This is a genomic window from Rhodococcus sp. ABRD24 (genome assembly GCF_004328705.1).
Lineage (GTDB): Bacteria > Actinomycetota > Actinomycetes > Mycobacteriales > Mycobacteriaceae > Prescottella.
In genome coordinates, this window is sequence record NZ_CP035319.1 from 3,693,567 (window position 1) to 3,713,487 (window position 19,921).

Below are 19,921 nucleotides of genomic sequence, written 5' to 3' on the forward strand. Positions count from 1 at the left end.
CCGCGGCTCAGCTGGTTGCGGCACAATGGACCGCCCGGGACCAAGGAGGTCGTGACATGACAGTTCAATCGACCGGGAACCACGGACCGGCGGCTCGGACGGCGGAGATCCGCAATCTCGATTCCCGCCAGCCTTCTTCGCGCCGGACTGCGCTGTGGTGGGTCTCCCTGATGCTGTTCGCGGCGGCAGTGCCCGCGACGACGGCATTCGCCCTGACGGGCTCGGCCGTCAACGGCGCCGTGATGGCGCTGTGCACCCTAATCTGTATCGCGCTCGCCGCGTTGATGATCTGACGAACGCGACGCTGTCAGTGCAGCTCGTCCGGCAGTTGGGCGGGATCGAGCAGGACGTACTGGTTGTCCGATGCGCGCACCTTCTCCGACATGGAGATATTGCGGCGCAACAGATTCCATTCGGTTTCGGTGATCTGCGAGGTTGCCTTCGCGATGACCTTGCTGTCCCACGTTCCCCATGCGATGGGCATCATGCTCACCATCTGCCAAGTGTCGGAGTCGCCACGGTTCGTGCGGTCGCCGAGCACTGAGACTGACGGCACCTTGTGGCCCACCGTGTAGCCCTTGCCGGGCAGCGCGCGGATGGTGCGGGTCGCCAACGCGTAGCGCGGTGCGGCCGCGTCGGGCTTGGCAATGTCGACGAGGGCCAGCAGCGTGTAGCCGCGCGGATGAACCTCCGAGATGAGGGCCGGCACCAGGTCGCCCTTCGCGTAGAGCTGGTCGATGCTGCCGACCTTGCGTGGCGTCCACACCACCATCCACAGCGAGGTGACCGCACAGATCGCCAGGACCGCACCGAGGATGTAGGCCCACGGCTGGCCGAGGAAGAACAACCCCACCGCGGCGGCGGCGAGGACGACCGCCATCAGCGCGGCAGACCACTGCAGACGACGGACGTCCGCCAAGGTCTCGTTGACGGCCTTGGCGTGGTGCTTGTCGACCGGGAACTCGAAGCGTCGCACGGGTGTGAAGTCCTATCCGATGGTCGGGCCCAGCAGATCGTCGGCGTCCGCGATGCGATACGCGTAGCCCTGCTCGGCGAGGAAGCGTTGGCGGTGTGCGGCGTACTCGGCGTCGAGTGTGTCGCGTGCGACCACCGAGTAGAAGTGTGCCTGACCGCCGTCGTGCTTCGGACGCAGGAGGCGCCCGAGGCGCTGCGCTTCCTCCTGCCGGGAGCCGAACGTGCCGGACACCTGCACCGCCACGGACGCCTCCGGCAGGTCGATCGAGAAGTTCGCGACCTTGCTCACCACCAGCGTCTGGATCTCGCCGTTACGGAACTTGTCGAACAGGATCTCGCGCTCCTTGTTGCGCGTCGACCCCTGGATGACCGGGGCGTCGAGTTCCTCGCCCAACTCCTCGAGCTGGTCCAGGTAGGCGCCGATCACCAGTGTCGGCGCACCGGGGTGCCGGTCCAGGATCGATTTCACGACGGCGTGCTTGGTCCGGGCCGTCGAACACAGCTTGTAGCGCTCCTCCGGTTCGGCCGTCGCATACGCCATCCGCTCGGCGTCGGTGAGCGTCACCCGCACTTCGATGCAGTCAGCGGGCGCGATCCAGCCCTGCGCCTCGATGTCCTTCCATGGCGCGTCGTAGCGCTTGGGGCCGATCAGCGAGAACACGTCGCCCTCCCGCCCGTCCTCACGGACCAGGGTCGCGGTGAGGCCGAGGCGCCGCCGCGACTGCAGATCGGCGGTCATCCGGAACACGGGAGCGGGCAGCAGGTGCACCTCGTCGTAGATCACCAGACCCCAGTCGCGGGAGTCGAACAGCTCGAGATGCTTGTACTCGCCCTTCGATTTGCGGGTGATCACCTGATAGGTGGCGATGGTGACCGGGCGGATCTCCTTCTTCTCGCCCGAGTACTCACCGATCTCCTCCTCGGTGAGCGACGTGCGCGCGATCAGCTCACGCTTCCATTGGCGTCCTGCGACGGTGTTGGTGACCAGGATCAGCGTGGTCGCCTTCGCCTTCGCCATAGCCGCGGCTCCCACCATCGTCTTGCCGGCGCCACAGGGGAGCACGACGACGCCGGAGCCGCCGGCCCAGAATGAGTCCGCCGCCATCTCCTGGTAGTCGCGCAGGTGCCAGTGGCCCTCCTCGAACGCGAGGTCGATCGGGTGCGCCTCGCCGTCGACGTATCCGGCGAGGTCCTCGGCCGGCCAGCCGATCTTGAGCAGCATCTGCTTGAGGTGCCCGCGTTCGCTGGGATGCACGACCACGGTGTCGTCGTCGACCTTGGCGCCCAGCATCGGTGCGATCTTCTTGTGCCGCATCACCTCGGTGAGCACGGCGCGGTCGAGACTGACCAGCGTGAGGCCGTGCAAGGGGCTCTTGACCAGTTGCAGCCGCCCGTAGCGGGCCATGGTGTCGACGATGTCGACCAGCAGCGGCTGCGGGACGGCGAAGCGGGAGTACGACACCAGGGCGTCCACCACCTGTTCGGCGTCGTGCCCGGCGGCGCGGGCATTCCACAGTGCGAGCGGGGTGATCCGATAGGTGTGCACGTGCTCGGGTGCACGCTCGAGCTCGGCGAACGGCGCGATCGCCTGCCGAGCATCGTTTGCGCGCTCGTGATCGACCTCGAGTAGCAGTGTCTTGTCGGACTGGACGATCAGCGGGCCGTCGGTCACGTGTGCCTCCTAGCAACGGTAACCAGACCATTGTCCAGACGGCGCCGACATCTCGCCATGTAGGCCTGCGGCCCGTGCGCGTTTTCGGTAGTGGGACCCACCAGAAACGCGCACGGGCCGCAGGCCTGCTCAGGATCAGTCTCCGGCAGCGATGGATTTCTTCGTTTCCATCACCTGCACGAGCGCCTCGGAAATTCCGGCGCGATATCCGGCATCCCGTTCGGAGCGCACGGCGGTGGCGTCGAGTTCGCTTTCCAGTCGTGCCTGAATTCTGTCCAGGGCGAGCATGGTCCGCTTCACGATCTGGTCCTTCTTTTTCCTAGTCGTTCAGGGAAAAACGGAAATCCGGAATGCTGGGCGCGTTCGTCCAGGACGAAAAGCTTCGCCGATGCGATGCCGGACCGGAATCCGTCGGCCCGGGGTTCCTGCAGGGTGCTGTCCCCGAGCAGTCGATCGAGTTTCCGGTGCAGGTGATCCAGGACAACCGGTGCGTCGGGCACCATGGTCTCGTCGGTCATGGCCGGGTCCGTCAGTAGCGCTTGCGCTTTTTGATCAATTCGTCCGCGTCGGCAGCGCGTCCACGCTTTTCTGCGCGCCGCTCCTTGATGGATTGTGAGGGCTTTTTCAAATTCTTACCAGGTTTCTTGTCTGCCATTATCGCTCCTGACCTCGAAGTGGCAATCACTGACTCGAGACCATACGTCATTCTGTAGAAAAATCCAGTCGCGGCCGTTCGGCAGTTTTTGCGGCCCGAAAAATTCAGTCGGCGAGTGCGACGGAGGTGATGCGGTGCAGCGTGAAACGGCGCACCTCGCCCGTCGCACGGTCGAGCGCGTCGAGCTGGCCGCCGCCGACGCTCACCGGTTCCACGATGCGGTGAGTCGCGATGCCCTGCGCGTCGACGTAGCCGATCGTGACGGAACGGCGTACCTGGACTGCGGTCTGCAGCAGCGTCATCGTGGCCGCGCCCGCGGCCCGGCTGCCGTCGGCGCGGATGCCGCCCCCGGCCGTGGCTGCGGCCCGGTCCCCGGACCGGAGTGAGCGCACCAGCGTCGAGAGCTGGTCGTCGGTGGGCAATGCGGGAGCCCGCCCCCGCGGCACCCGCGCCGCAGGGACTCTGGCGCCGCGGGAGCGCAGGTCGACGATTGCGCCCGACGAGTCCTCACCGGCTGGCGCGAACCCGGCAGCGCGGAGCTCGGTGAGGACCTCTTTGAGCGGGGCCTGGGAGATGGCGACGGTGGGAGCCAGCGCCCGTAGTGCGAGTGGCTCGGCGACCGGGGAGGCCAGGACCTCTGCCAGCAGCGCCGGATCCTCGCAGCGGATGAACGACGCCGCGACCCCAGCACGGAGCTGTCCGTGCCGCCTTGCGACGTCGTCGATGAGGTACGTCAGCGACTGTGGGACCGGTGTCTTCGATCGGGTCACGAACAGCGTCTGCAGCTCGGACGCGGAGAGGCCGGCGTCGAGTGCGCGACGGATGCTGGCCTCGCTGATCCGGTACATCGACGCGGCGCCCGCCGATTCGATGTCGGCGACGAGGGTGATCTGCTCGAGTAATTCGGGAATCAGCGGTCCGGGTGCGACGACGGTGAGATCGGCCTGCACCAGGACGAAGTCGATGGGTGCGGGCAGCGCCGCATCCATTTCGGACTCCGGGTCGCCGCCGTGTAGCAGCGCCTTTCCCGGCGAGCTGAGGACCCCATGCGCGACGAGTCCCAGGACACGGGCTTCGTCGAGGGTCCGCTCGACTACGACGGGTCCGAGCCGGCCCGCCCAGCGTGGCCGGCGCCACGCAAGGAGCCGGCTGGCGTCCGTGGCCGACACCGATCGGCCGCTGCCGGCTTCAGCGAACAGCTCGAAGAGCATCCGGCGCTCGAGCGCGGCGCCCGGGGCCCGCACCTCCTCGGACAGGGCAGCGATGGGCTTGCCAGTGGCGTCTCGGCTGCCGATGATCCAAGGGCGGCGCGGCAGTGACAGCCACGCGCCGACCAGAGTCGCCCAGCGCCGGGCGGTGCCGGAGTGCAGCCAGCCGTCGACGGCCACGGTGGGGGCCCAGTAGTCGTCGATGTCGGTGAGCGGGGCTGGGTCGGGGCTGCCGTTCGCGATCAAGCCCGCGCCGGCAAGGAGTTCGACCAGTAAGCCGATCCGGGCTTCGTCGATGCCGGTGACCTTCGAGAGCCGGCGCACCTCCCGCACGCCGAATCCGCCAGCCTTGAGTGCGGGCGCCGGCAAATCGCCCAGCGCCGCGATCAGGTCCTCGCAGTGCCTGACGAGTTCGAGTGCCTCACCTGCGGCGGCAGCGTTGACGTCGGCGAGCTTGTGCTTGCGCCCCGACAGCTGGGGCGGGGTGGGGGAGGCAGGGTCGAAGACGGACTCGCCGCGCAGAACCTGGCCCACCTGGACGGGTAGCTCCACTGTCTCGGCATCGATCCAGTGCAGCAGGCCGCGGGCGAGCAAACGTTGGACCGGACGGTCCGGCGATGTGCCGGGCGCGGCGTCGCGGGTGCGGCCGACCGGGGAGGACCGGGCCAAGGTGGTGAGCAGGTCGCGCTCGCTCGGCTCGATCGTGTCCAGGGCCGCCCGGATCTCGTCCTCGCTCATGGCATCGGATTCGGCCCTGCACCGGCCGATGCGCCACGGGATGGCGTCCGCCGCGGCCCGCACAATACGAAGGCGGTCTTCGTCGCCCCACACCAGCGCCAGCGATCTGAGATGCGCGAGGGCTCGGTCGAGGCTCTTGCCGGGGACTCGCGCAGCCAGGGCCTCGTCGATCAGCCGCCGCGGGATCGGCATCCGGTCGGCCTGTTCGAGTGCGAGGACCTCGAGCACGCTGAACTCGAGCGAGTTGAGGGTGTCCGCGGCCCGCATCACCGAGGCGCGCTGCTCCGCGCGGCCGGCGAGAATGGCGCAGGTGGCGGGTGGGGGCACGGCGAGGTCGGGGCGAAGCCGGATCAGCTCGGTCAGCTCGGCGTCCTTGCAGTCGGACAGCCACCCGGTCAGGGTGGGTGCCACCACAGGATTCGCGGTTTCCGGGGTGCCCTCGGTGCCATGCGTATGGGTCATCGACTATGAGATTAGTGACCTGGGCTGTACCGCGCCGCGCGCTCCTGTCAAAATGGGCGCGTGGCTAACAATTCGAAGAAGCGCTATGTCGATCCAGGGTGGCCGGAAACTGCGGATGGAGATCACGCGGTGACCGAGTTGTCTTCCAGCCGTGCCGGAGGTCTTTCGCCGTTCGGCGAGGAGATGGAGTTCCCGCTTCCCGCGGACCAACTCCCGTACGCACACCCCCACACCGTGATCAACCGCTGACGCATACGCAAGAAAGAGGGCCCCTCGCCGTCACGGCGAGGGGCCCTCTTTCGGTCTCGGGGTGAGCGCGGCTCAGCTCTGCGAGAGACCTGCGATGCTGCGCAGATCGAACGACTTTGCAGCGTGGTAAGCATCGAGGACCTGCTGGTCGATCACGATGCCCTGTGAGCGTGCGGCGTCGATCAGCGAATCGACACCGGAGATGACGTTCTTGGCGACGTCTTCTACGGTGAGCGCGCCCGGCGCGGCGGGTGCCTGCACGGTGGGGGCCGGGGCAACCGGCTTCGGGGCCGGTGTGGCCGGAGTGGTGCGCTGCGACGGGGCGCTGGTCAGCCCGAGCTTGGAGGAGCAGGAGGGCCATGCGCCCCAGCCCTGGCTGGCGAGCACGCGCTCGGCGACGACGATCTGCTGCTCGCGGGTGGCCTGCGCGGCTGTAGCGGCGAACTGGCCACCGCCGTGGGAGGTCCAGGTGCTCGGGGAGAACTGCAGGCCACCGTGGTAGCCGTTGCCGGTGTTGATGGCCCAGTTCCCGCCGGCCTCGCACTGCGCGAGCCTGTCCCAGTCGGAATCGGGTGCGGCGTTGGCGGTGCCCGCGAGGGCGACCCCGCTCACGCCCATGATGGCGCCGGTGACGGCGACCTTGGCGATGGTGCGGCCGGTATTGGTGGGCTTGCGATGGCGTCCGCTCATATCGGTCGGTTCCTCTCCATACGCGCCTGCGAGGTCAGCTGTCGGGTTCGGGCTGAGAGGTAGCCCGGCCTCACCGTTCCTGGAGGGAGCGGGTCTGGCTTCACCCCAAGGGAGATCACTCTCCCGATGCCTGCGGGGGTGGCCCCGTGCGGGACCGTGTTCCCCGGAGGACCTTTGGGTCCCCCGTCCCCGTCCATGGATGACTCGTGGGTGTCCGGACCCGCTGGACGGGGTTTGGCGCGGCGGGCCCGGGTGTGGCCGAGGTTCCGGCCAGCAACGACGGTACGACGATCTGGCCCCGAACGTCACCAGTTGATAACGCGGCGCGTCTTGTGTTGCTCGGGTGGAGGATTCGGGCCCGGCGGCTTCTTCGCAGCTAGTTGCGCTGCCGGATGGGTAGGTACGATTCGACACCGTACCGTTATCGCCGTGTGATGTGACTGAGATCACATGCCGAGGGGCTGTCGATCCCACGTTCCGGAACGGTCAGGCGGGGGTCCACCGCGCCTGATCGCTGCTTCCGCCGACATCCACGATCTCCTTGCCGAGTGGCATCAGGGAGACCGGAATCATCTTGAGGTTCGCGATTGCGAGCGGAATGCCGATGATCGTGATCGCCATCGCGATGGCCGACACGATGTGGCCGATTGCGAGCCAGATGCCCGCCAGGATCAGCCAGATGATGTTGCCGATCAGGGATGCGACACCCGCGGTCGGCTTGTCGACGACCGTCTTGCCGAATGGCCACAGCGCGTACACGCCGATCCGGAACGACGCGATCCCGAAGGGGATCGTGATGATGAGGATGCACATGACCAGGCCGGCAAGGAAGTATCCGAGCGCCAACCATAGGCCGCCGAAGATCAGCCAGATGATGTTCAGCAAGATCCGCATGTGTTGTCCTTAAAGTTCGTAGGTGAGCCTCCGGCTCGGTGATCCGGGTGCCTCCGGCTCGGTGATCGGGGAGCCTCCGGCTCAGCGGCTCCGGCGTCCGGAGCGGAGTGCGTATGCGATGGCGAGAACGAAGCCGAGCGGGCACGCGAGGGTGAGGAAGTACAGAACCAGGCCGGGGTCGCCCTCGGAGAGCGAATGGACGAAGAAGATGGCGACGATCGCCGCGATCCCGATGAGGAAGCTGGCGATAGCGAGGCGGAACAGCGTCTTGCCGTTGTTGCTGGTGTTGGTGCCGCTGCGGTTCGGTTCGTTCGTCACAACACAACGGTAGGCCACCTGTAGCGAAGAGGTGTACGGAGCTTCCGGCTTCGGGAGTGCAGAAAATTTGCCGAACTGGACGCTTGATCACATTTGCTGCCTTAGGCTCCGCGCCATGACTGCTTTCACTCGTATGTCCGGAGCCCTGACGGGGCAGGGCAAAGTTCTGGGCGGCGTGCTGCTCGCGCTCTTCCTCGCGGCTGTTGCCGTGATCGCGGTCCCGTCCGTCGCTCGCGCCGACACCCCGGCTCCCACCGTCGAGTACTCGTCCGACGACGGTGCCACTTGGGGCGGCATCGACGAGATCGACTGGAATCTCGATGAGCTGGTGCCTGGGCGGGAGCGCGCCACCAACTTCCAGGTCCGCAACGCCTCCGGTGTGGAGGGCTGGGTCGGCTTCTCGGTGGGCCAGTACACCCTGTCTCCGGGAATGACCGCGACCGCGCGCGTCGACGTCGACGGCAAGATCGGCGAAGCGGTGGCACTGACCGAGGCCCGCACGGTGCCCCCGGGAACGCAGCTCGGCTCGATCCATCTCGAACCGAACGCAACCGCGGTGATCTCCCTAGTCGTCGGCATGCCCGCCGACGCTGACAACCAGACGCAGAACGGCCACGTGAATCCCAGGTGGGCCGTCGGCTTCACCCCCGATGCGGCGCCCGATCCCGGCTGTGGAGGTACCGGATCCACCGGTTCGCTCGGCTGCATCTTCGGTTCGCTGGGCACTGGAAGCCTTGCTTCCTGATTCGCTGATCCCCGCACGGGCGGTGACCCGAGCTCCCTCGCCGGGATGGTCGGATAGCGGCCCGCCCGCGGTTCGAGTGGGATTGCTGAGTGGCCGCAGTCATCCTGTGACGGGAATCTGGCAAACTTCCTTCTGGACGGTTGACCAGTTTTGCCGCGGAAGTACCACTTCGGGTGGTAAAAACCTCATGACGCGTAACCCGGACAGCCTCCGGCGTGGCGGCGCCCGTTCGGTTTTCACGAAAGGCTCACACTGCAATGTCTCGTCACGTCGTTCCGGATGAACGCCCAGGAGTAGGTACCCGAGTGCGCACGCTCCTGACAGGTCGTCGTCCCCGCGCCATCGCGTCACTCGGGATCGTGTTGGGGCTGGGTGCCATCGGCACCCTCGCCGCCTGGAGTGACACCGCGACGGCAACATCGGGTGTGTTCTCCACCGGGTCGGTGGACCTCCAGCTCAACGGAGATCCGGGAAACCCGACGGCCTACGCGTTTGCGACGCTGACGAAGTCGAACATGCTCCCGGGTAATTCGGTTGCCGCTACCTTGCCGGTGCAGAACGCAGGGTCGACCTCGTTCGAGTACACGATGGACGCCGCGGCAACGACGTCGCCGCTGGCACCGTTCCTCAAGGTGACGATCTCCACGGGCACGTCGAACGGCACAGTATGCAGTGGCGGTACCCCGATCGCTACCGACGTTGCGTTGGTCTCCGGCGGTTCCGCCAACCTGATCACTGCGCCGCGGACGCTGGACAACGGCGTCAGCGAGACGCTCTGCTTCCAGGTCAAGGTCGATCCGGCGGCGACGACGGCCGTCCAGGGGCAGACGGTCAACGCGTCGTTCAACTTCGCGGCTACGAGCGTCTGAGTTTCGCATGGCCATTCACGAGAACGCGACCGAAGCCGGTCGATCCCGCGGACGCGACATCGCCCTGAATGTCGGCGCGATCGCGGGTTTGATCTGTGTGCTCGCGGCGGTGGCGTCGTTCCTGTTCGGAATCAAGCCGCTGATCTTCCGCTCCGGTTCCATGGCGCCGGATATCCCGACCGGCGCGCTCGCTCTGTCGAAAACCACGCAGGCCGCCGACCTGCAGGTCGGTGATGTCGTGAGTGTCGAGAATCAGCAGGGAACGCGGATCACGCACCGGGTCGACGAGATCGTCTCCTCCGACGGCACCTCATCGGTACTGATCCTCAAGGGTGACGCCAATCAGGATGCCGACCTCACGCCGTACACCGTGACCGAGGCGGATCGCGTCTTCTTCAGCGTGCCGGGCCTCGGATACGTGGTGTCGTGGCTGTCGTCTCCCGCTGCGATCTTCCTCGGCGGAGCACTGGTCGGCGGCGTCATGGTGCTCGCCTTCGGCCCCGGTTCGAAACGTAAGGACGACGACGATTCCGACTCCGGCTCGGACGCCGACGGCGAGGCGCCGGGCGCGCATGGCGTCGGCGAGCCGCCACCGGCCGCTTATGCACACGCGCACGACGTACCCACCGAATCATTCCGGACACAAGGATTTTCGATGCGACGCATTCTGTCCGCCCGCGCGGTGATCGCGCTCGGTGTCGTCGGCCTCACCGCCATCGGAGCGACGACGGTCGGCACCGCGGCAGCCTTCACCGACAATGCCACCGCGGCCAGCACGGTCAAGTCGGCGGCCAACTTCTATCCGACTCCCTTGGTGCCATCGGCATCGTGCTCCACCAACGGCGTCTGGGGATCCCGGAGTGTCACGATCAAGTGGACTAGCGCTGGTACGTCGCCGCTCGGATCGGCATACCAGTACCGGGTGTTCGTCAAGCGCAATTCAGATGGTTACGTCGCAAAGGATTCGGGCGTGATCAGCGGGTTGAGCTACGGTAGTTTCCGTATTGGAGACACCGCAAGGGGTTATCGCGCAGAGGTGCACACCGTCAACAACGGCGTAATGTCCACCGGTTGGATGGGGCACAACATGTGGGCCTCGACCCATAACGCGGATACATATTGTGACGGCGGTCAGAACAATACCGCGAACCCCGCTTTCGAGAACGATATCTATGGCGGACTCGGTCCCGCGAGTGCGGGCGGGAACTTCCTGCGGGCGGCCCCTGGTGTTTCCCAGCCGGAGGTGGCCGGTCCCTCCGCTACGTCCACTACCTCCGCGCAATCGACTGTAGAGACAACGGAATCCACTACGGTGTCGCCGTCCTCGACGACGGTTGCGACCACTACTCCGTCGACCGTAACCACACCTCCGACAACAACGTCGACCGGCCAGCCCAGTTCGACGTCCACCGAGCCGTCCTCGACGACCGTCACGTCGATGCCAGTCGATGGAACGACCGCGGCTACGACGACGAACCCGGTCACAACGGCGTTGGACGGCGTGATGGTATCGCCGTCGGGTGCGTACACGGCTGGCCGGTCCGGATCGGATGCAGTGGTGCAGGACGCTTCCGGGAAGGCGGTATTCACGACCCCCGTACCGGGATCCACTGTCTTGCAGTGGGATGCCACGTCCGACCGACTGTGGATGGTCGATGGTGACGTTGTTCGCTATGTGGACGCGGGTAGTTGGACGCTGGTGACGGTCGATTCCGCGTCCGGGGATATTCCGGAAGCTGTTGCAGCACTGATCAAGTAGGAGTTTCGAGAAGAGGGGGGTCGGGCTTGGAATGCCCGGCCCCCCCTCCTTTCGTTTCCGGGCGGGTCGGCGCATTTCGCCCGCATCGCTATTGGCGATGGGGCACGATGTGCAGACCAAGTGACCATAGGAGGAACCCTTGCGCCGCATCAGATTCCTGTCCGCGATCATGGCGGGCTCGCTGGTTCTCGGTGGCGGCGTGGCCGCCGCGCAGAGCAGTCTTCCCTTATCCGGAAGCCAGGGCGGCAGTGCGGCACCGCCGTCGTATCTGAAGGACGAGGACGGTCGCTCCCTGATCCTGCGCGGGTTCAACACCGCATCGAGTTCGAAGAGCGCGCCGGACGGCATGCCGAAGTTCACCGAGGCGGACCTCGAACGCGAATATGCCGCCATGGGAACGAACTTCGTGCGGTTCCTGATCTCGTGGCGTTCGGTGGAGCCCGCTCCGGGGCAGTACGACCAGGCATATCTGAACCGGGTCGAGGAACGGGTCGGCTGGTACGCCGAGCGCGGCTACAAGGTGATGCTCGACATGCACCAGGACGTGTACTCCGGTGCGGCCATTCCCGGCGGCGATACCGGCAACGGAGCAGGGCCGATCGGCAACGGTGCGCCGGCGTGGGCAACATACACCGATGGTCTCTCGGTCGAGCCCCAGGACCGGTGGGAGCTGTACTACATTCAGCCGGGCGTGATGCGGGCGTTCGACAACTTCTGGAACACCACCGGCAAGCACCCCGAACTCGCCGAGCACTACGCGAACGCCTGGCGGGCGGTTGCCGAGCGTTTCGCCGACAACGACGCCGTCGTAGCCTACGACCTGATGAACGAGCCCTGGGGAGGCTCCATGATCGGGTCGCCGTTCGAGGCCGGTCCCCTCGCCGCGCTGTATCAGCGGACCACCAACACCATTCGGCAGGTCGACCAGGACAGCTGGGTTTGCGTGGCACCGCAGGCAATCGGCGTCAACCAGGGTCTGCCCAGCGGACTCACCAAGATCGACGATCCCCGCGCCGGTGAGCAGCGCATCGCCTACTGCCCGCACCTGTATCCGCTCCCGATGGACCTCGGTAGTGCATATGAGGGCCCGGCGCGGACGCTCACCGACGTGACCATCGATGCCTGGCGTGCCGATGTGGAGCGGGTGTCCGGCGTGCTCGGTGGCGTACCAGTCATCATCGGAGAGTTCGGATTCGACACCACCCTCCCAGGCGTCGTCGACTACATCGGGCGCGTCTACGACGAGGCCCGCGAGATGGGCGCAGGTGTCGCGTATTGGTCAAGTGATCCCGGGCCGTGGGGCCCGTACCTCGAGGACGGTACCTCGACTGCGCTCGTGGGCACCGTGAACAAGCCGTATCCGCGCGCGGTGGCGGGTACCCCAGTCGAATGGTCGGCGTCGGATACCAATCTGCAGTTGACCTTCCGCCCCGACCCGGCGGTTACCGCCCCCACCGAGATCTACCTGCCGCAGCAGGGCTTCCCCGGAGCGGTGAACGTCGAGGGCGCCGACATCGTCTCGTGGGATCGAGACAGCAGACTTCTCACCGTACGGACGGTGGGTGACGCAGCCAGCGCCACCGTGAAGGTCACTCCGGCCAACTGAATCGGCGTTCCGGCAGGGGCTCGGGGCCGTCCGATGATCGGCCCGCATCCACTGGATGCGGGCCGATCGCGTTAACTCGTCGGCGTTCACGTGCCGCTCATGTCACCGAGGCGGATCGTGAGCGAATCGGCGGCACTCATCGCGGTGTCGTGGTTCGGGGGGGGAGGGGAGCCGCCCCGTGCCGGTAGATCGCGAAGTGGCGGGAGTCTGCCCCGGAATAGCCTGGACGAATCCGAACCGCTTCGATGCTGTTCGCCCGGCTTGACTCTCGGCTGAAGCCCGACGGGTGCGGAGCTACGCCCACTCATACCGCAGCGCTCCCCGGACTCGAGCTGAGACCGGGGAGCACATGCGATGTAAGGCAGGGCCACCGATCGGGAGGGGGACCGTCGGTGGCCCTGAGTTCAGCGGTTAGGAGATGACCTGCTCGAGGTGTATGCCGATGTTCTGAAAGTCCGCTGTATCCGATTGTCCGACAGCGCCTGCGGTCTGTGGATCGAATGTGAACTTCGCTGATACTTCGACGGTCGCACCGTCCTGGGCCGTGGTTACTATGTTGCCCACCGGCAGGGGTGCACCGTTGACCGTGGCCGTCACCTCGGGTGCAAGATTGCCCTTGAGTTGCCCACCGCCGGTGAAGGTTACGTCGTCGGCGGTGAGGCGCGCTTCGAGATCGGTGCCCCGCACCGTGATCTTGAAGGTGCCACGGTAGGTGAGTACATCCCCCGGGACGATCCGCATGGTCGAGATGTTGATCGGGCCATTCTGATCGGTCCACGTCGGTTGATCGAGGGGTGTAATAGCCAGCGAGCCGGAACCGTTTCCGCCTCCGCCGATCGTGGTGGGCGGTGCCGTCGTCGTGGTCCCACCGCCGGAGCTTCCGCCTGAACTGCCCGCGCTTCCGGATCCGATCGGATCGCAGGCGGTCAGCAGGAACGCTGAACACAGCGCAGCCGTTGCGACGATGCCCTTGGTTCGCGTCTTCATCGGCTACTCATTCCCCTCGGGTCGGTGGTCCGACCGATCTCGTGCCAAGTACGTCCTCCGAATCAGGTGGACGGGTTCCGGCTTCATGCGGTGGTATTCACTTTGCGCTCGGTGTCGAATTGTCGGCGTCGAGCACTTGGCTTGCGACGGTGTCGGTGGATCCGTCGTTCGGCACCGACTGATGTCGGCGCTTGCGGGCGTTGTCGCGGCCCGAGCTGATGAACATCGACACCGCATAGATCAGCAGGCCGCCCACGACCACTGCAAGGAGGATCGAGCGCTGCTTACCGCTGACGAAGTTGTTGACGTATCCGACATAGGGGACGGAATACCAGACCTTGCCGCGGATCTGTTCGGGTACAACGGTTCTCTCGTCGGGCGACGAGTTGGCATCGCCCTGGGTGGTGAATCGCAGTTCGCCCTGCGATGTTCGCTGCGCAGCTGTGATCCGATGCGTCACGACATCCGGATTGTCGGATTCCCATTGAAAAGTGATCGGGTCGCCGACCTTCAGAGTCTCAGGGTCTTGAGTTCGCACGACGATCAACGCGCCGGGCGAATAGGTCGGCTCCATCGAACTCGTCAGCACGGTATAGGGCGTAGCTCCGGCGAGACGAGGAACCACGATGGTGAGCAAAAGGATCCCGACCATCGCGATCAGCAGCACCCACGACGCAACCGACTTGACCCACCACCAAGCGGTGGTGGGTTCATTGTCAAGCTTGTGGTGACGGTTCATCCGACCTCTGCGGCGAACGTGAACGTCGCGGTGGTGGTGGCGTTCTGGGCTGCCTCATCACTGATGCCAGCGCGCAGGCACAACACCTCGGAGGCACCGGGAGCCAGCGTGCGCCACAGCGGTATCTGGGCGCCGACCAGTGCGCCGCTGTACAAAGGTGTTGCATCGGAGGGATTCCCGGTTGCGGGGCAGGCGCCCTCGGACGGAACGGTCGACAATGTGAGTGCCAGCGGCACCGCCGGATTGGACTGGACGCCGTTCTGCAGGCGGTACTTCATGGCAACATTGCCCGAGTTCTGCACAGTGACCGGCGCCTGTGCGAAATCGCCAGGCATCATCCCGGACTTGGCCAAAGCAGTGAAAGCATAGTCGCTCTGAGCCGTGCCACCGCTGCCGACAGCGATGTCGAGGGTGCCGGCGGTGATGGTGCCGGCGTCGAGGTTCTCGGTGCCACTCCACAGGGCGCCGGTCTGCTGGGTTGAGAAGAAGATCAGACCCAGGACCGGCACCGCTGCGAGTGCCCACCAACGGTGGTTCTTGGACAAGGCGCTACTGCTGCTGCAACTCGAGGGTCAGGTTGGCGAGCGAGGCAGTCTTGGTCTGACTCGTGTTGTCCGAGCTCTGGGCGAAGGTGAACGCGACCTCGACGTCGACGAGGTCGGTGTCGTTGTCGTCGGTGATCGTGGTCACCGAAGTGCTGCCAATCTTCATACTCACAGCGGGAGTTCCGAGCGCGGTCTTGAGATCGCCGGTGATGCTGGTGGGATCGACGGTGATGGCGGCTTCGAGGTTGTCGCCGGTGGCGCCAATGACGGCCTGCGTCTTGTAGGTGAGGACATCGCCGGGCACGGCCAGGAACGTGGCGATGTCGATCGGGCCGTTCTGGTCGGACCAGCTCGGGGTGCCCTGGGTGGAGAGCGTCAGCGTTCCGGCGGTGATGGTGCCACCGTTCAGCGACTCGGAGTCGCTCCACAGCGCGAAGGAACCCGCGCCACCGGCGAGGAGCAGGGCGGCGGCCCCGGCGGCAATTGCGCCCTTGGTCTTCTTGTTCATCTCGGTGATCTCGATTCTTCTGGCCCCACGGATGGGGTCGGTGCGAGGGGGTTGGTGCGTCGGATCGGGAAGCACGTGACCGGTCAGAGCGTTGTTTCGAAGAGCCACTCGGTCGGCGCTGTCTGTCACCGGGGTAGTGCTGGGTACAACGGATGCGGCAGGCCTTCGGGCCGTGCCGGAGTAATTTGTAGCACTACCGTGACCTTCGTCGTGGCAAAACTGGTCAATCGTCCAGAAGGAGTTTTGTCCCGAATCGGTTCAGTTGCCGGGGCCGTCCGCTTCCGGCACTGAAGCCGCAGGTCAATGGCCCTTGTACTTCTCCACGCGCCACCGTCGGAACTTGCGTGCGCATCGACAAGTACCGGCGAATCGCGGGCGGACGGGGCTGCCGGTTCGCCGACGATCGGCAGGATCGAAGCAACCAACGTCGGCGCCACCGCCGACCTGATCGTGACGATGGGCGGGATGCGCGTCGTCGTGGTGCGACGGCGGATGGCCGCCGCCCTCGCTTGGATTCGCAGGATGTCGACCGTCCACGACCAGCTGGTGCGGAGATATTCCGGATGCCGGACCGTGAACCAGACGGGTACACTGGTGTGTTCGCGCGTCCTGCACTCGAGGTGGGGCGCGTTGTTTTGCATTATCCACGCGCGCACTCCGAACGGGGTGCGGCATCAGATGAGCGGGTGAACACGGTGCCTACCGGCAATGTGAAGTGGTACGACGTCGAAAAGGGATTCGGCTTCCTGTCACAGGAAGAGGGGGAGGACGTCTATGTTCGCGCGTCCGCTCTGCCCGAGGGTGTCGGCGGCCTCAAGGCCGGCCAGCGAGTCGAGTTCGGCATGGCGGCCGGGCGCCGCGGTCCGCAGGCGCTGAGCGTCAAGGTGCTCGATCCGGCGCCGTCCGTGCGCCAGGGTGCGGGTGCACGCAAGGAGCCGTCGGCCCGCAAGCATTCGCCCGACGAGCTGCACGGCATGGTCGAGGACATGATCACGCTGCTCGAGGCGACGATCCAGCCGGATCTGCGCAAGGGTAAGTACCCGGACCGCAAGACTGCTCAGAGGATCTCCGAGGTGGTGCGGGCGGTGGCCCGGGAACTCGACAGCTGACCCCTACTGCCTACGACGCGGTCTGGGCCGAGGCGGGTATCGGCAGCGTCTGAATCGCCCAGACCGGGGCGAGGCCTTGATTCGACGGCAGCTGGATGATGACTCCGAGGAGCTGCTCATCCGGCTTCGACGGCACGGTCACCGAGTACACCTCGCCTGCGGAGTAGTCGCGATAGCCGTCGAACACCTCGCCGGTGCGCGGGTTGCCGAACTGCACGTTCAGCCGCCAGTTGGAGTCGGCGACATCCTTCGGAAGCGACAGCTGCAGCGGCATCCCCGCCGGCACCGGTAGTTCGACGAGTTCGAGGCCGTCGCACTCGAGGTTGGCATTACAAACGCCGGCCTGGACCTGCGTGGATGTGCCGTGCGCGTATGCGGTGATGGTCGGCAGCGCCGGGGAAGCGTCCTTGACGAGCAGCGTCACGACAGTGGCGAGACCGCCCGCCGTCACCAGCAGCACTGCCACCAGCAGCGCAAGAATCTTCTTCGTCCGGTCTTGCAACGTCATCGGTTTCCGTTTCTCATTCGGTTCTCACGTGCGGGGTGGCGCATCGAGCGGTCAGTCGGCATGGGGTTTGCGGCCGACCGTGGTCTCCTGGTTCACGTGCTCGGGACGCTTGCCACCCAGGCCGGGTAGCAGGGTGCCGCCGCGGTACGTGACGATCGTCTGTACCAGACCGATCGTAAGCACGACCGAGACGACGGTGAAACCGATCCACAGTTCGGTGGGCAGCAGCACACCGAGCGCGCCGCCGATCACCCAGCTCAGCTGCAGAACGGTCTCGGAGCGGCCGAAGCCGGACGCGATCGATTCCTCGGGCAGATCCTGTTGCAACGATGCGTCGAGTGAGACCTTCGCCAACGCACTGGCCGCGGACGCCACCAGGGCCGCCAGGGCCGCAGTGAGCAGATTGCCGGTGATCGCCGCAATGATCGCGACGACGGTCACCGCGATCGTGCACCGTAGCACCATCACCGCAGGCCGACCCAGCTCCAGGCGGGCGCCGGTGGCGTTGCCCGCGAAGTTGCCGATGCCGGCGGCGGCCCCCACCAGGCCCAGCATCGCGGCCTGCACCAGCGCCTCATGGTTGGTGTTCGCTTTCGCGACGAAAGCGATGTACAGCGTGAGAAAGCCGGTGAGCACACGGATGGTGCCGTTGCCCCATAGTCCTGTGACCACCGCGCGGCCCAGTGGCTGGCGCCGCTTGCTCGGCTTCACGCCGGCGACCGCGGCAGCGTCGATCAGCTCGGTCGGCGAATCGTCGCCGTGAAAGGTCAGGGTTGCCGGGACCTCGCCCTCGGTGACCTCGACCCACGCCGGGATTCGCATGCTCAGGTACGCGCCGAGCATCGTGATCAGGGCGGCAAGCCACAGCACACCCATCGACGACCCGGTGATCAACGCCACCATGCCGGCCAGCGCGCCGGCACCGATCGTGCCGCCGATGAGACCGAAGACCGTCAGGCGCGAATTCACCCGCACCAGGTCGATCTCCGGGGGAAGCACGCGTGGCGTCACGGCGCTCTTGAGCACCGAGAACGATTTGCTGAGCACCATCATCCCGAGCGCACAGGGGTAGAGCGCCCAGCTGTCGAAGTTGAACACCAGGACGATGGCCAGCACAGTCCGCAGCGCGAACGACGACGCGAGCGCGATCCGGCGACCGCGTTGCAGGCGATCGAGTGCCGGGCCGATGAGCGGTGCGATCACCGCGAACGGTGCGATGGTGATCAAGAGGTACAGCGCGACCTTCGTCTTGTCTTCGCCGGTCGCGGCTGAGAAGAAGAGGGTGTTCGCCAGGGCCACCGCGATCGCGGCGTCGGTCGCGAAGTTGGCCATCACCGCATACGTGAGCGCGGTGAGACCTGACTTGTCCGCGCCATCGGCCTTTGCCGCCCGATGGAACGTCGCGATGCTCTTGTTGGTGAGCTCACGGCTGCGCATCGCGGCGACGCGGGTGACGGTGAGCTTGCGCGGCATGGGCGGCGGCTTCGGCGGCCCACTGTCCGGATGTTCGGCGGTATCCGGTTCCGGCGCGTCCGCCGCGGCGAACGGCCGCGTCGATTGCGTGGACTGTTCGGTCTCGCCCGTGGGCGGCGGCTCGGGTTGCGACGCGATGCGCTCGGTCTGGGCCGACCGGTCGACGGGGTGCAACGGAGGCAGGGGCGTCCGGCGAGCCGCGGCACGCCGCGTGGGCGGGTAGTTGTCGTAGCCGGGATGCCGCCGAGGTTCAGGATCGCGCGGGTCGGGCCCACGCCGATAGGCGTCGTGGGGTTCGCGAGGTCCGGTCACTCGTCAATTCTCTCCTAGACCCCGGGCATTGCACGACACGGGCGGTTTGCTCCTGCTAGTTCGGACGTGTCGGCGCCGCCGCGCGAGCGGTCAGCCGGTGAACCGCACCTCGAACATGCGCGGCCAGTTCTTGCCGGTGAGGAGGAACCGGTCGGTTCCCGGGATCTGGGCGATGCCGTTGAGCACGGCGTTCGGGTCGCTCAGGCTGCCGGGCAGCGCGGCCCGCAGGTTCGCCGCGTCGATCTGTCCGGTGACAGTTCCGGTGGCAGGATCGATCCGCGCGATGGTGTCGGTGGTCCACACGTTGGCGTACACGAAACCGTCGCTGCCGCATTCGAGTTCGTTGAGCTGGTCGAGGGGGTGACCGTCGAGCGTGACGTCGACCGATCCCGTCGGCGCGAACGTCGCGGGGTCTCGGAAGGTCAACGTGTCCGAGCCGTTGCTCATCACGAGCCGGTCCGGCTGAGCGCACAGACCCCAGCCCTCTCCGTCGTACCGGACCTGACGCTGCTCGGTGAGAGTGTCCCGGTCGCGGGCGAATGCGACCCCGTGCTTCCACGTCAGCTGCCATACCGTTTCGCCAGCCACGGTGATGCCCTCGCCGAACATCTCACGCGGCAGATCGGCTCGGGCCTGTTCGACTCCCGAGCTGAACTCCGTGGCCCGCACCCACGACTGTCCGGTGAGTCCGGTGCTCTCGTACAGCGTGCCGCCGGAGATCTCGAGCCCCTGAGTGAACGCCGCGGGGTCGTGGGGCAGCTCGCGCACGATCTCGGTGTGCAGGTTCTGCGCGGGTGTCGCGCCCTCGGCCGGGGCCTCGGCGGAGCATCCGGCGAGCAGCGCGACGGCCAGCACGCAGACGCCGATCACGGTCGGATATGAGGTGCGACGCCGATTCAC

23 protein-coding genes and 1 riboswitch are annotated in these 19,921 nt (G+C 66.3%); of the genes, 8 read left to right on the top strand and 15 right to left on the bottom strand.

Annotated elements, in window-relative coordinates:
• Window positions 1-56 precede the first annotated feature (56 nt).
• Window positions 57-293: a hypothetical protein gene (locus tag ERC79_RS16370; protein ID WP_131579496.1), complete on the top strand. Its 237-nt coding sequence runs from the start codon at window positions 57-59 to the stop codon at window positions 291-293.
• Window positions 294-307: 14 nt separating this feature from the next.
• Here the strand turns inward: ERC79_RS16370 and ERC79_RS16375 are convergent, their stop codons facing one another.
• From ERC79_RS16375 to ERC79_RS23165, 3 genes are all read right to left on the bottom strand, one after another.
• Entirely contained in the window at window positions 308-976 is a 669-nt protein-coding gene (locus ERC79_RS16375; RefSeq protein WP_131579497.1) for a DUF3239 domain-containing protein, read from the bottom strand.
• 12 nt (window positions 977-988) lie between these two features.
• Entirely contained in the window at window positions 989-2,647 is a 1,659-nt protein-coding gene (locus tag ERC79_RS16380) for a DNA repair helicase XPB (RefSeq protein WP_131579498.1), read from the bottom strand.
• 135 nt (window positions 2,648-2,782) lie between these two features.
• Window positions 2,783-2,947 carry a hypothetical protein gene (locus ERC79_RS23165; protein ID WP_165497151.1) on the bottom strand — a complete coding sequence of 55 codons (165 nt, stop codon included), beginning with the start codon at window positions 2,945-2,947 and terminating at the stop codon, window positions 2,783-2,785.
• 50 nt (window positions 2,948-2,997) lie between these two features.
• On the opposite strand from ERC79_RS23165, the gene ERC79_RS16385 reads away from it, so the two are divergent.
• Window positions 2,998-3,183, top strand: a complete 186-nt coding sequence (locus ERC79_RS16385; protein WP_131579499.1) for a hypothetical protein — start codon at window positions 2,998-3,000, stop codon at window positions 3,181-3,183.
• Here ERC79_RS16385 and ERC79_RS23755 read toward each other — a convergent pair.
• Both ERC79_RS23755 and ERC79_RS16390 read right to left on the bottom strand, forming a co-directional pair.
• Complete coding sequence (locus tag ERC79_RS23755) at window positions 3,177-3,302, bottom strand: hypothetical protein (protein ID WP_278249708.1); 126 nt, start codon at window positions 3,300-3,302, stop codon at window positions 3,177-3,179. The two genes, ERC79_RS16385 and ERC79_RS23755, sit on opposite strands and share 7 nt — an antisense overlap.
• 104 nt (window positions 3,303-3,406) lie before the next feature.
• Window positions 3,407-5,710 carry a helicase-associated domain-containing protein gene (locus ERC79_RS16390; protein ID WP_131579500.1) on the bottom strand — a complete coding sequence of 768 codons (2,304 nt, stop codon included), beginning with the start codon at window positions 5,708-5,710 and terminating at the stop codon, window positions 3,407-3,409.
• Between the two features lie 60 nt (window positions 5,711-5,770).
• Here ERC79_RS16390 and ERC79_RS16395 point away from each other — a divergent pair, with 60 nt between their 5' ends.
• Window positions 5,771-5,959, top strand: coding sequence for a hypothetical protein (locus tag ERC79_RS16395; protein WP_131579501.1), 189 nt, complete (start codon window positions 5,771-5,773; stop codon window positions 5,957-5,959).
• A 72-nt stretch (window positions 5,960-6,031) separates the two neighbouring features.
• Here the strand turns inward: ERC79_RS16395 and ERC79_RS16400 are convergent, their stop codons facing one another.
• The 3 genes from ERC79_RS16400 to ERC79_RS16410 all read right to left on the bottom strand — a co-directional run bounded on the left by ERC79_RS16400 (window position 6,032) and on the right by ERC79_RS16410 (window position 7,861).
• The gene (locus ERC79_RS16400; protein WP_131579502.1) at window positions 6,032-6,649 is read right to left on the bottom strand and encodes a resuscitation-promoting factor Rpf1 domain-containing protein; all 618 of its coding nucleotides are present in this window, start codon (window positions 6,647-6,649) and stop codon (window positions 6,032-6,034) included.
• A gap of 7 nt (window positions 6,650-6,656) precedes the next feature.
• Window positions 6,657-6,864: riboswitch (cyclic di-AMP (ydaO/yuaA leader) on the bottom strand.
• 271 nt (window positions 6,865-7,135) lie between these two features.
• Window positions 7,136-7,543 (bottom strand): YccF domain-containing protein, encoded by a 408-nt coding sequence (locus ERC79_RS16405; protein ID WP_131579503.1) that lies wholly within the window; start codon window positions 7,541-7,543, stop codon window positions 7,136-7,138.
• Between the two features lie 81 nt (window positions 7,544-7,624).
• Complete coding sequence (locus tag ERC79_RS16410) at window positions 7,625-7,861, bottom strand: hypothetical protein (RefSeq protein ID WP_131579504.1); 237 nt, start codon at window positions 7,859-7,861, stop codon at window positions 7,625-7,627.
• 115 nt (window positions 7,862-7,976) lie between these two features.
• On the opposite strand from ERC79_RS16410, the gene ERC79_RS16415 reads away from it, so the two are divergent.
• The 4 genes from ERC79_RS16415 to ERC79_RS16430 all read left to right on the top strand — a co-directional run bounded on the left by ERC79_RS16415 (window position 7,977) and on the right by ERC79_RS16430 (window position 12,840).
• Window positions 7,977-8,606 (top strand): hypothetical protein, encoded by a 630-nt coding sequence (locus tag ERC79_RS16415; protein WP_131579505.1) that lies wholly within the window; start codon window positions 7,977-7,979, stop codon window positions 8,604-8,606.
• 305 nt (window positions 8,607-8,911) lie between these two features.
• Entirely contained in the window at window positions 8,912-9,475 is a 564-nt protein-coding gene (locus ERC79_RS16420; RefSeq protein ID WP_242676600.1) for a SipW-dependent-type signal peptide-containing protein, read from the top strand.
• A 7-nt stretch (window positions 9,476-9,482) separates the two neighbouring features.
• Window positions 9,483-11,234: a signal peptidase I gene (locus ERC79_RS16425; RefSeq protein ID WP_131579507.1), complete on the top strand. Its 1,752-nt coding sequence runs from the start codon at window positions 9,483-9,485 to the stop codon at window positions 11,232-11,234.
• A gap of 139 nt (window positions 11,235-11,373) precedes the next feature.
• Window positions 11,374-12,840 carry a cellulase family glycosylhydrolase gene (locus ERC79_RS16430; protein WP_131579508.1) on the top strand — a complete coding sequence of 489 codons (1,467 nt, stop codon included), beginning with the start codon at window positions 11,374-11,376 and terminating at the stop codon, window positions 12,838-12,840.
• Between the two features lie 411 nt (window positions 12,841-13,251).
• On the opposite strand, the gene ERC79_RS16435 is transcribed toward ERC79_RS16430, so the two are convergent.
• From ERC79_RS16435 to ERC79_RS16450, 4 genes are all read right to left on the bottom strand, one after another.
• Window positions 13,252-13,827 carry an alternate-type signal peptide domain-containing protein gene (locus tag ERC79_RS16435; protein ID WP_131579509.1) on the bottom strand — a complete coding sequence of 192 codons (576 nt, stop codon included), beginning with the start codon at window positions 13,825-13,827 and terminating at the stop codon, window positions 13,252-13,254.
• Window positions 13,828-13,924: 97 nt separating this feature from the next.
• A complete protein-coding gene (locus ERC79_RS16440; protein WP_131579510.1) occupies window positions 13,925-14,566 on the bottom strand; it encodes a signal peptidase I in 642 nt (213 codons plus the stop codon).
• A complete protein-coding gene (locus ERC79_RS16445) occupies window positions 14,563-15,111 on the bottom strand; it encodes a hypothetical protein (RefSeq protein WP_242676601.1) in 549 nt (182 codons plus the stop codon). Before ERC79_RS16445 ends, ERC79_RS16440 begins: the two co-directional genes overlap by 4 nt.
• 4 nt (window positions 15,112-15,115) lie before the next feature.
• Window positions 15,116-15,619: an alternate-type signal peptide domain-containing protein gene (locus ERC79_RS16450; protein ID WP_131579511.1), complete on the bottom strand. Its 504-nt coding sequence runs from the start codon at window positions 15,617-15,619 to the stop codon at window positions 15,116-15,118.
• 695 nt (window positions 15,620-16,314) lie between these two features.
• Between ERC79_RS16450 and ERC79_RS16455 the strand changes: the two genes are divergently transcribed.
• Window positions 16,315-16,728 (top strand): cold-shock protein, encoded by a 414-nt coding sequence (locus ERC79_RS16455; protein ID WP_165497221.1) that lies wholly within the window; start codon window positions 16,315-16,317, stop codon window positions 16,726-16,728.
• Window positions 16,729-16,738: 10 nt separating this feature from the next.
• Here the strand turns inward: ERC79_RS16455 and ERC79_RS16460 are convergent, their stop codons facing one another.
• The 3 genes from ERC79_RS16460 to ERC79_RS16470 form a co-directional block, all read right to left on the bottom strand.
• Window positions 16,739-17,236 (bottom strand): DUF2771 family protein, encoded by a 498-nt coding sequence (locus ERC79_RS16460; protein WP_131579513.1) that lies wholly within the window; start codon window positions 17,234-17,236, stop codon window positions 16,739-16,741.
• A 51-nt stretch (window positions 17,237-17,287) separates the two neighbouring features.
• Window positions 17,288-19,021 carry an MFS transporter gene (locus ERC79_RS16465; RefSeq protein ID WP_131579514.1) on the bottom strand — a complete coding sequence of 578 codons (1,734 nt, stop codon included), beginning with the start codon at window positions 19,019-19,021 and terminating at the stop codon, window positions 17,288-17,290.
• A gap of 90 nt (window positions 19,022-19,111) precedes the next feature.
• Window positions 19,112-19,861, bottom strand: a complete 750-nt coding sequence (locus tag ERC79_RS16470; protein WP_242676899.1) for a glutaminyl-peptide cyclotransferase — start codon at window positions 19,859-19,861, stop codon at window positions 19,112-19,114.
• Window positions 19,862-19,921 lie beyond the last annotated feature (60 nt).

Excerpts from the sequence above, each read along its gene's own strand:
- ERC79_RS16400 (WP_131579502.1), bottom strand. The coding sequence starts at position 6,649 with ATGAGCGGACGCCATCGCAAGCCCACCAATACCGGCCGCACCATCGCC.
- ERC79_RS23755 (WP_278249708.1), bottom strand. The coding sequence starts at position 3,302 with ATGGCAGACAAGAAACCTGGTAAGAATTTGAAAAAGCCCTCACAATCC.
- ERC79_RS16405 (WP_131579503.1), bottom strand. The coding sequence starts at position 7,543 with ATGCGGATCTTGCTGAACATCATCTGGCTGATCTTCGGCGGCCTATGG.
- ERC79_RS16460 (WP_131579513.1), bottom strand. The coding sequence starts at position 17,236 with ATGACGTTGCAAGACCGGACGAAGAAGATTCTTGCGCTGCTGGTGGCA.
- ERC79_RS16450 (WP_131579511.1), bottom strand. The coding sequence starts at position 15,619 with ATGAACAAGAAGACCAAGGGCGCAATTGCCGCCGGGGCCGCCGCCCTG.
- ERC79_RS16415 (WP_131579505.1), top strand. The coding sequence starts at position 7,977 with ATGACTGCTTTCACTCGTATGTCCGGAGCCCTGACGGGGCAGGGCAAA.
- ERC79_RS16425 (WP_131579507.1), top strand. The coding sequence starts at position 9,483 with ATGGCCATTCACGAGAACGCGACCGAAGCCGGTCGATCCCGCGGACGC.
- ERC79_RS16390 (WP_131579500.1), bottom strand. The coding sequence starts at position 5,710 with ATGACCCATACGCATGGCACCGAGGGCACCCCGGAAACCGCGAATCCT.
- ERC79_RS16370 (WP_131579496.1), top strand. The coding sequence starts at position 57 with ATGACAGTTCAATCGACCGGGAACCACGGACCGGCGGCTCGGACGGCG.
- ERC79_RS16435 (WP_131579509.1), bottom strand. The coding sequence starts at position 13,827 with ATGAAGACGCGAACCAAGGGCATCGTCGCAACGGCTGCGCTGTGTTCA.
- ERC79_RS16385 (WP_131579499.1), top strand. The coding sequence starts at position 2,998 with ATGCTGGGCGCGTTCGTCCAGGACGAAAAGCTTCGCCGATGCGATGCC.
- ERC79_RS16440 (WP_131579510.1), bottom strand. The coding sequence starts at position 14,566 with ATGAACCGTCACCACAAGCTTGACAATGAACCCACCACCGCTTGGTGG.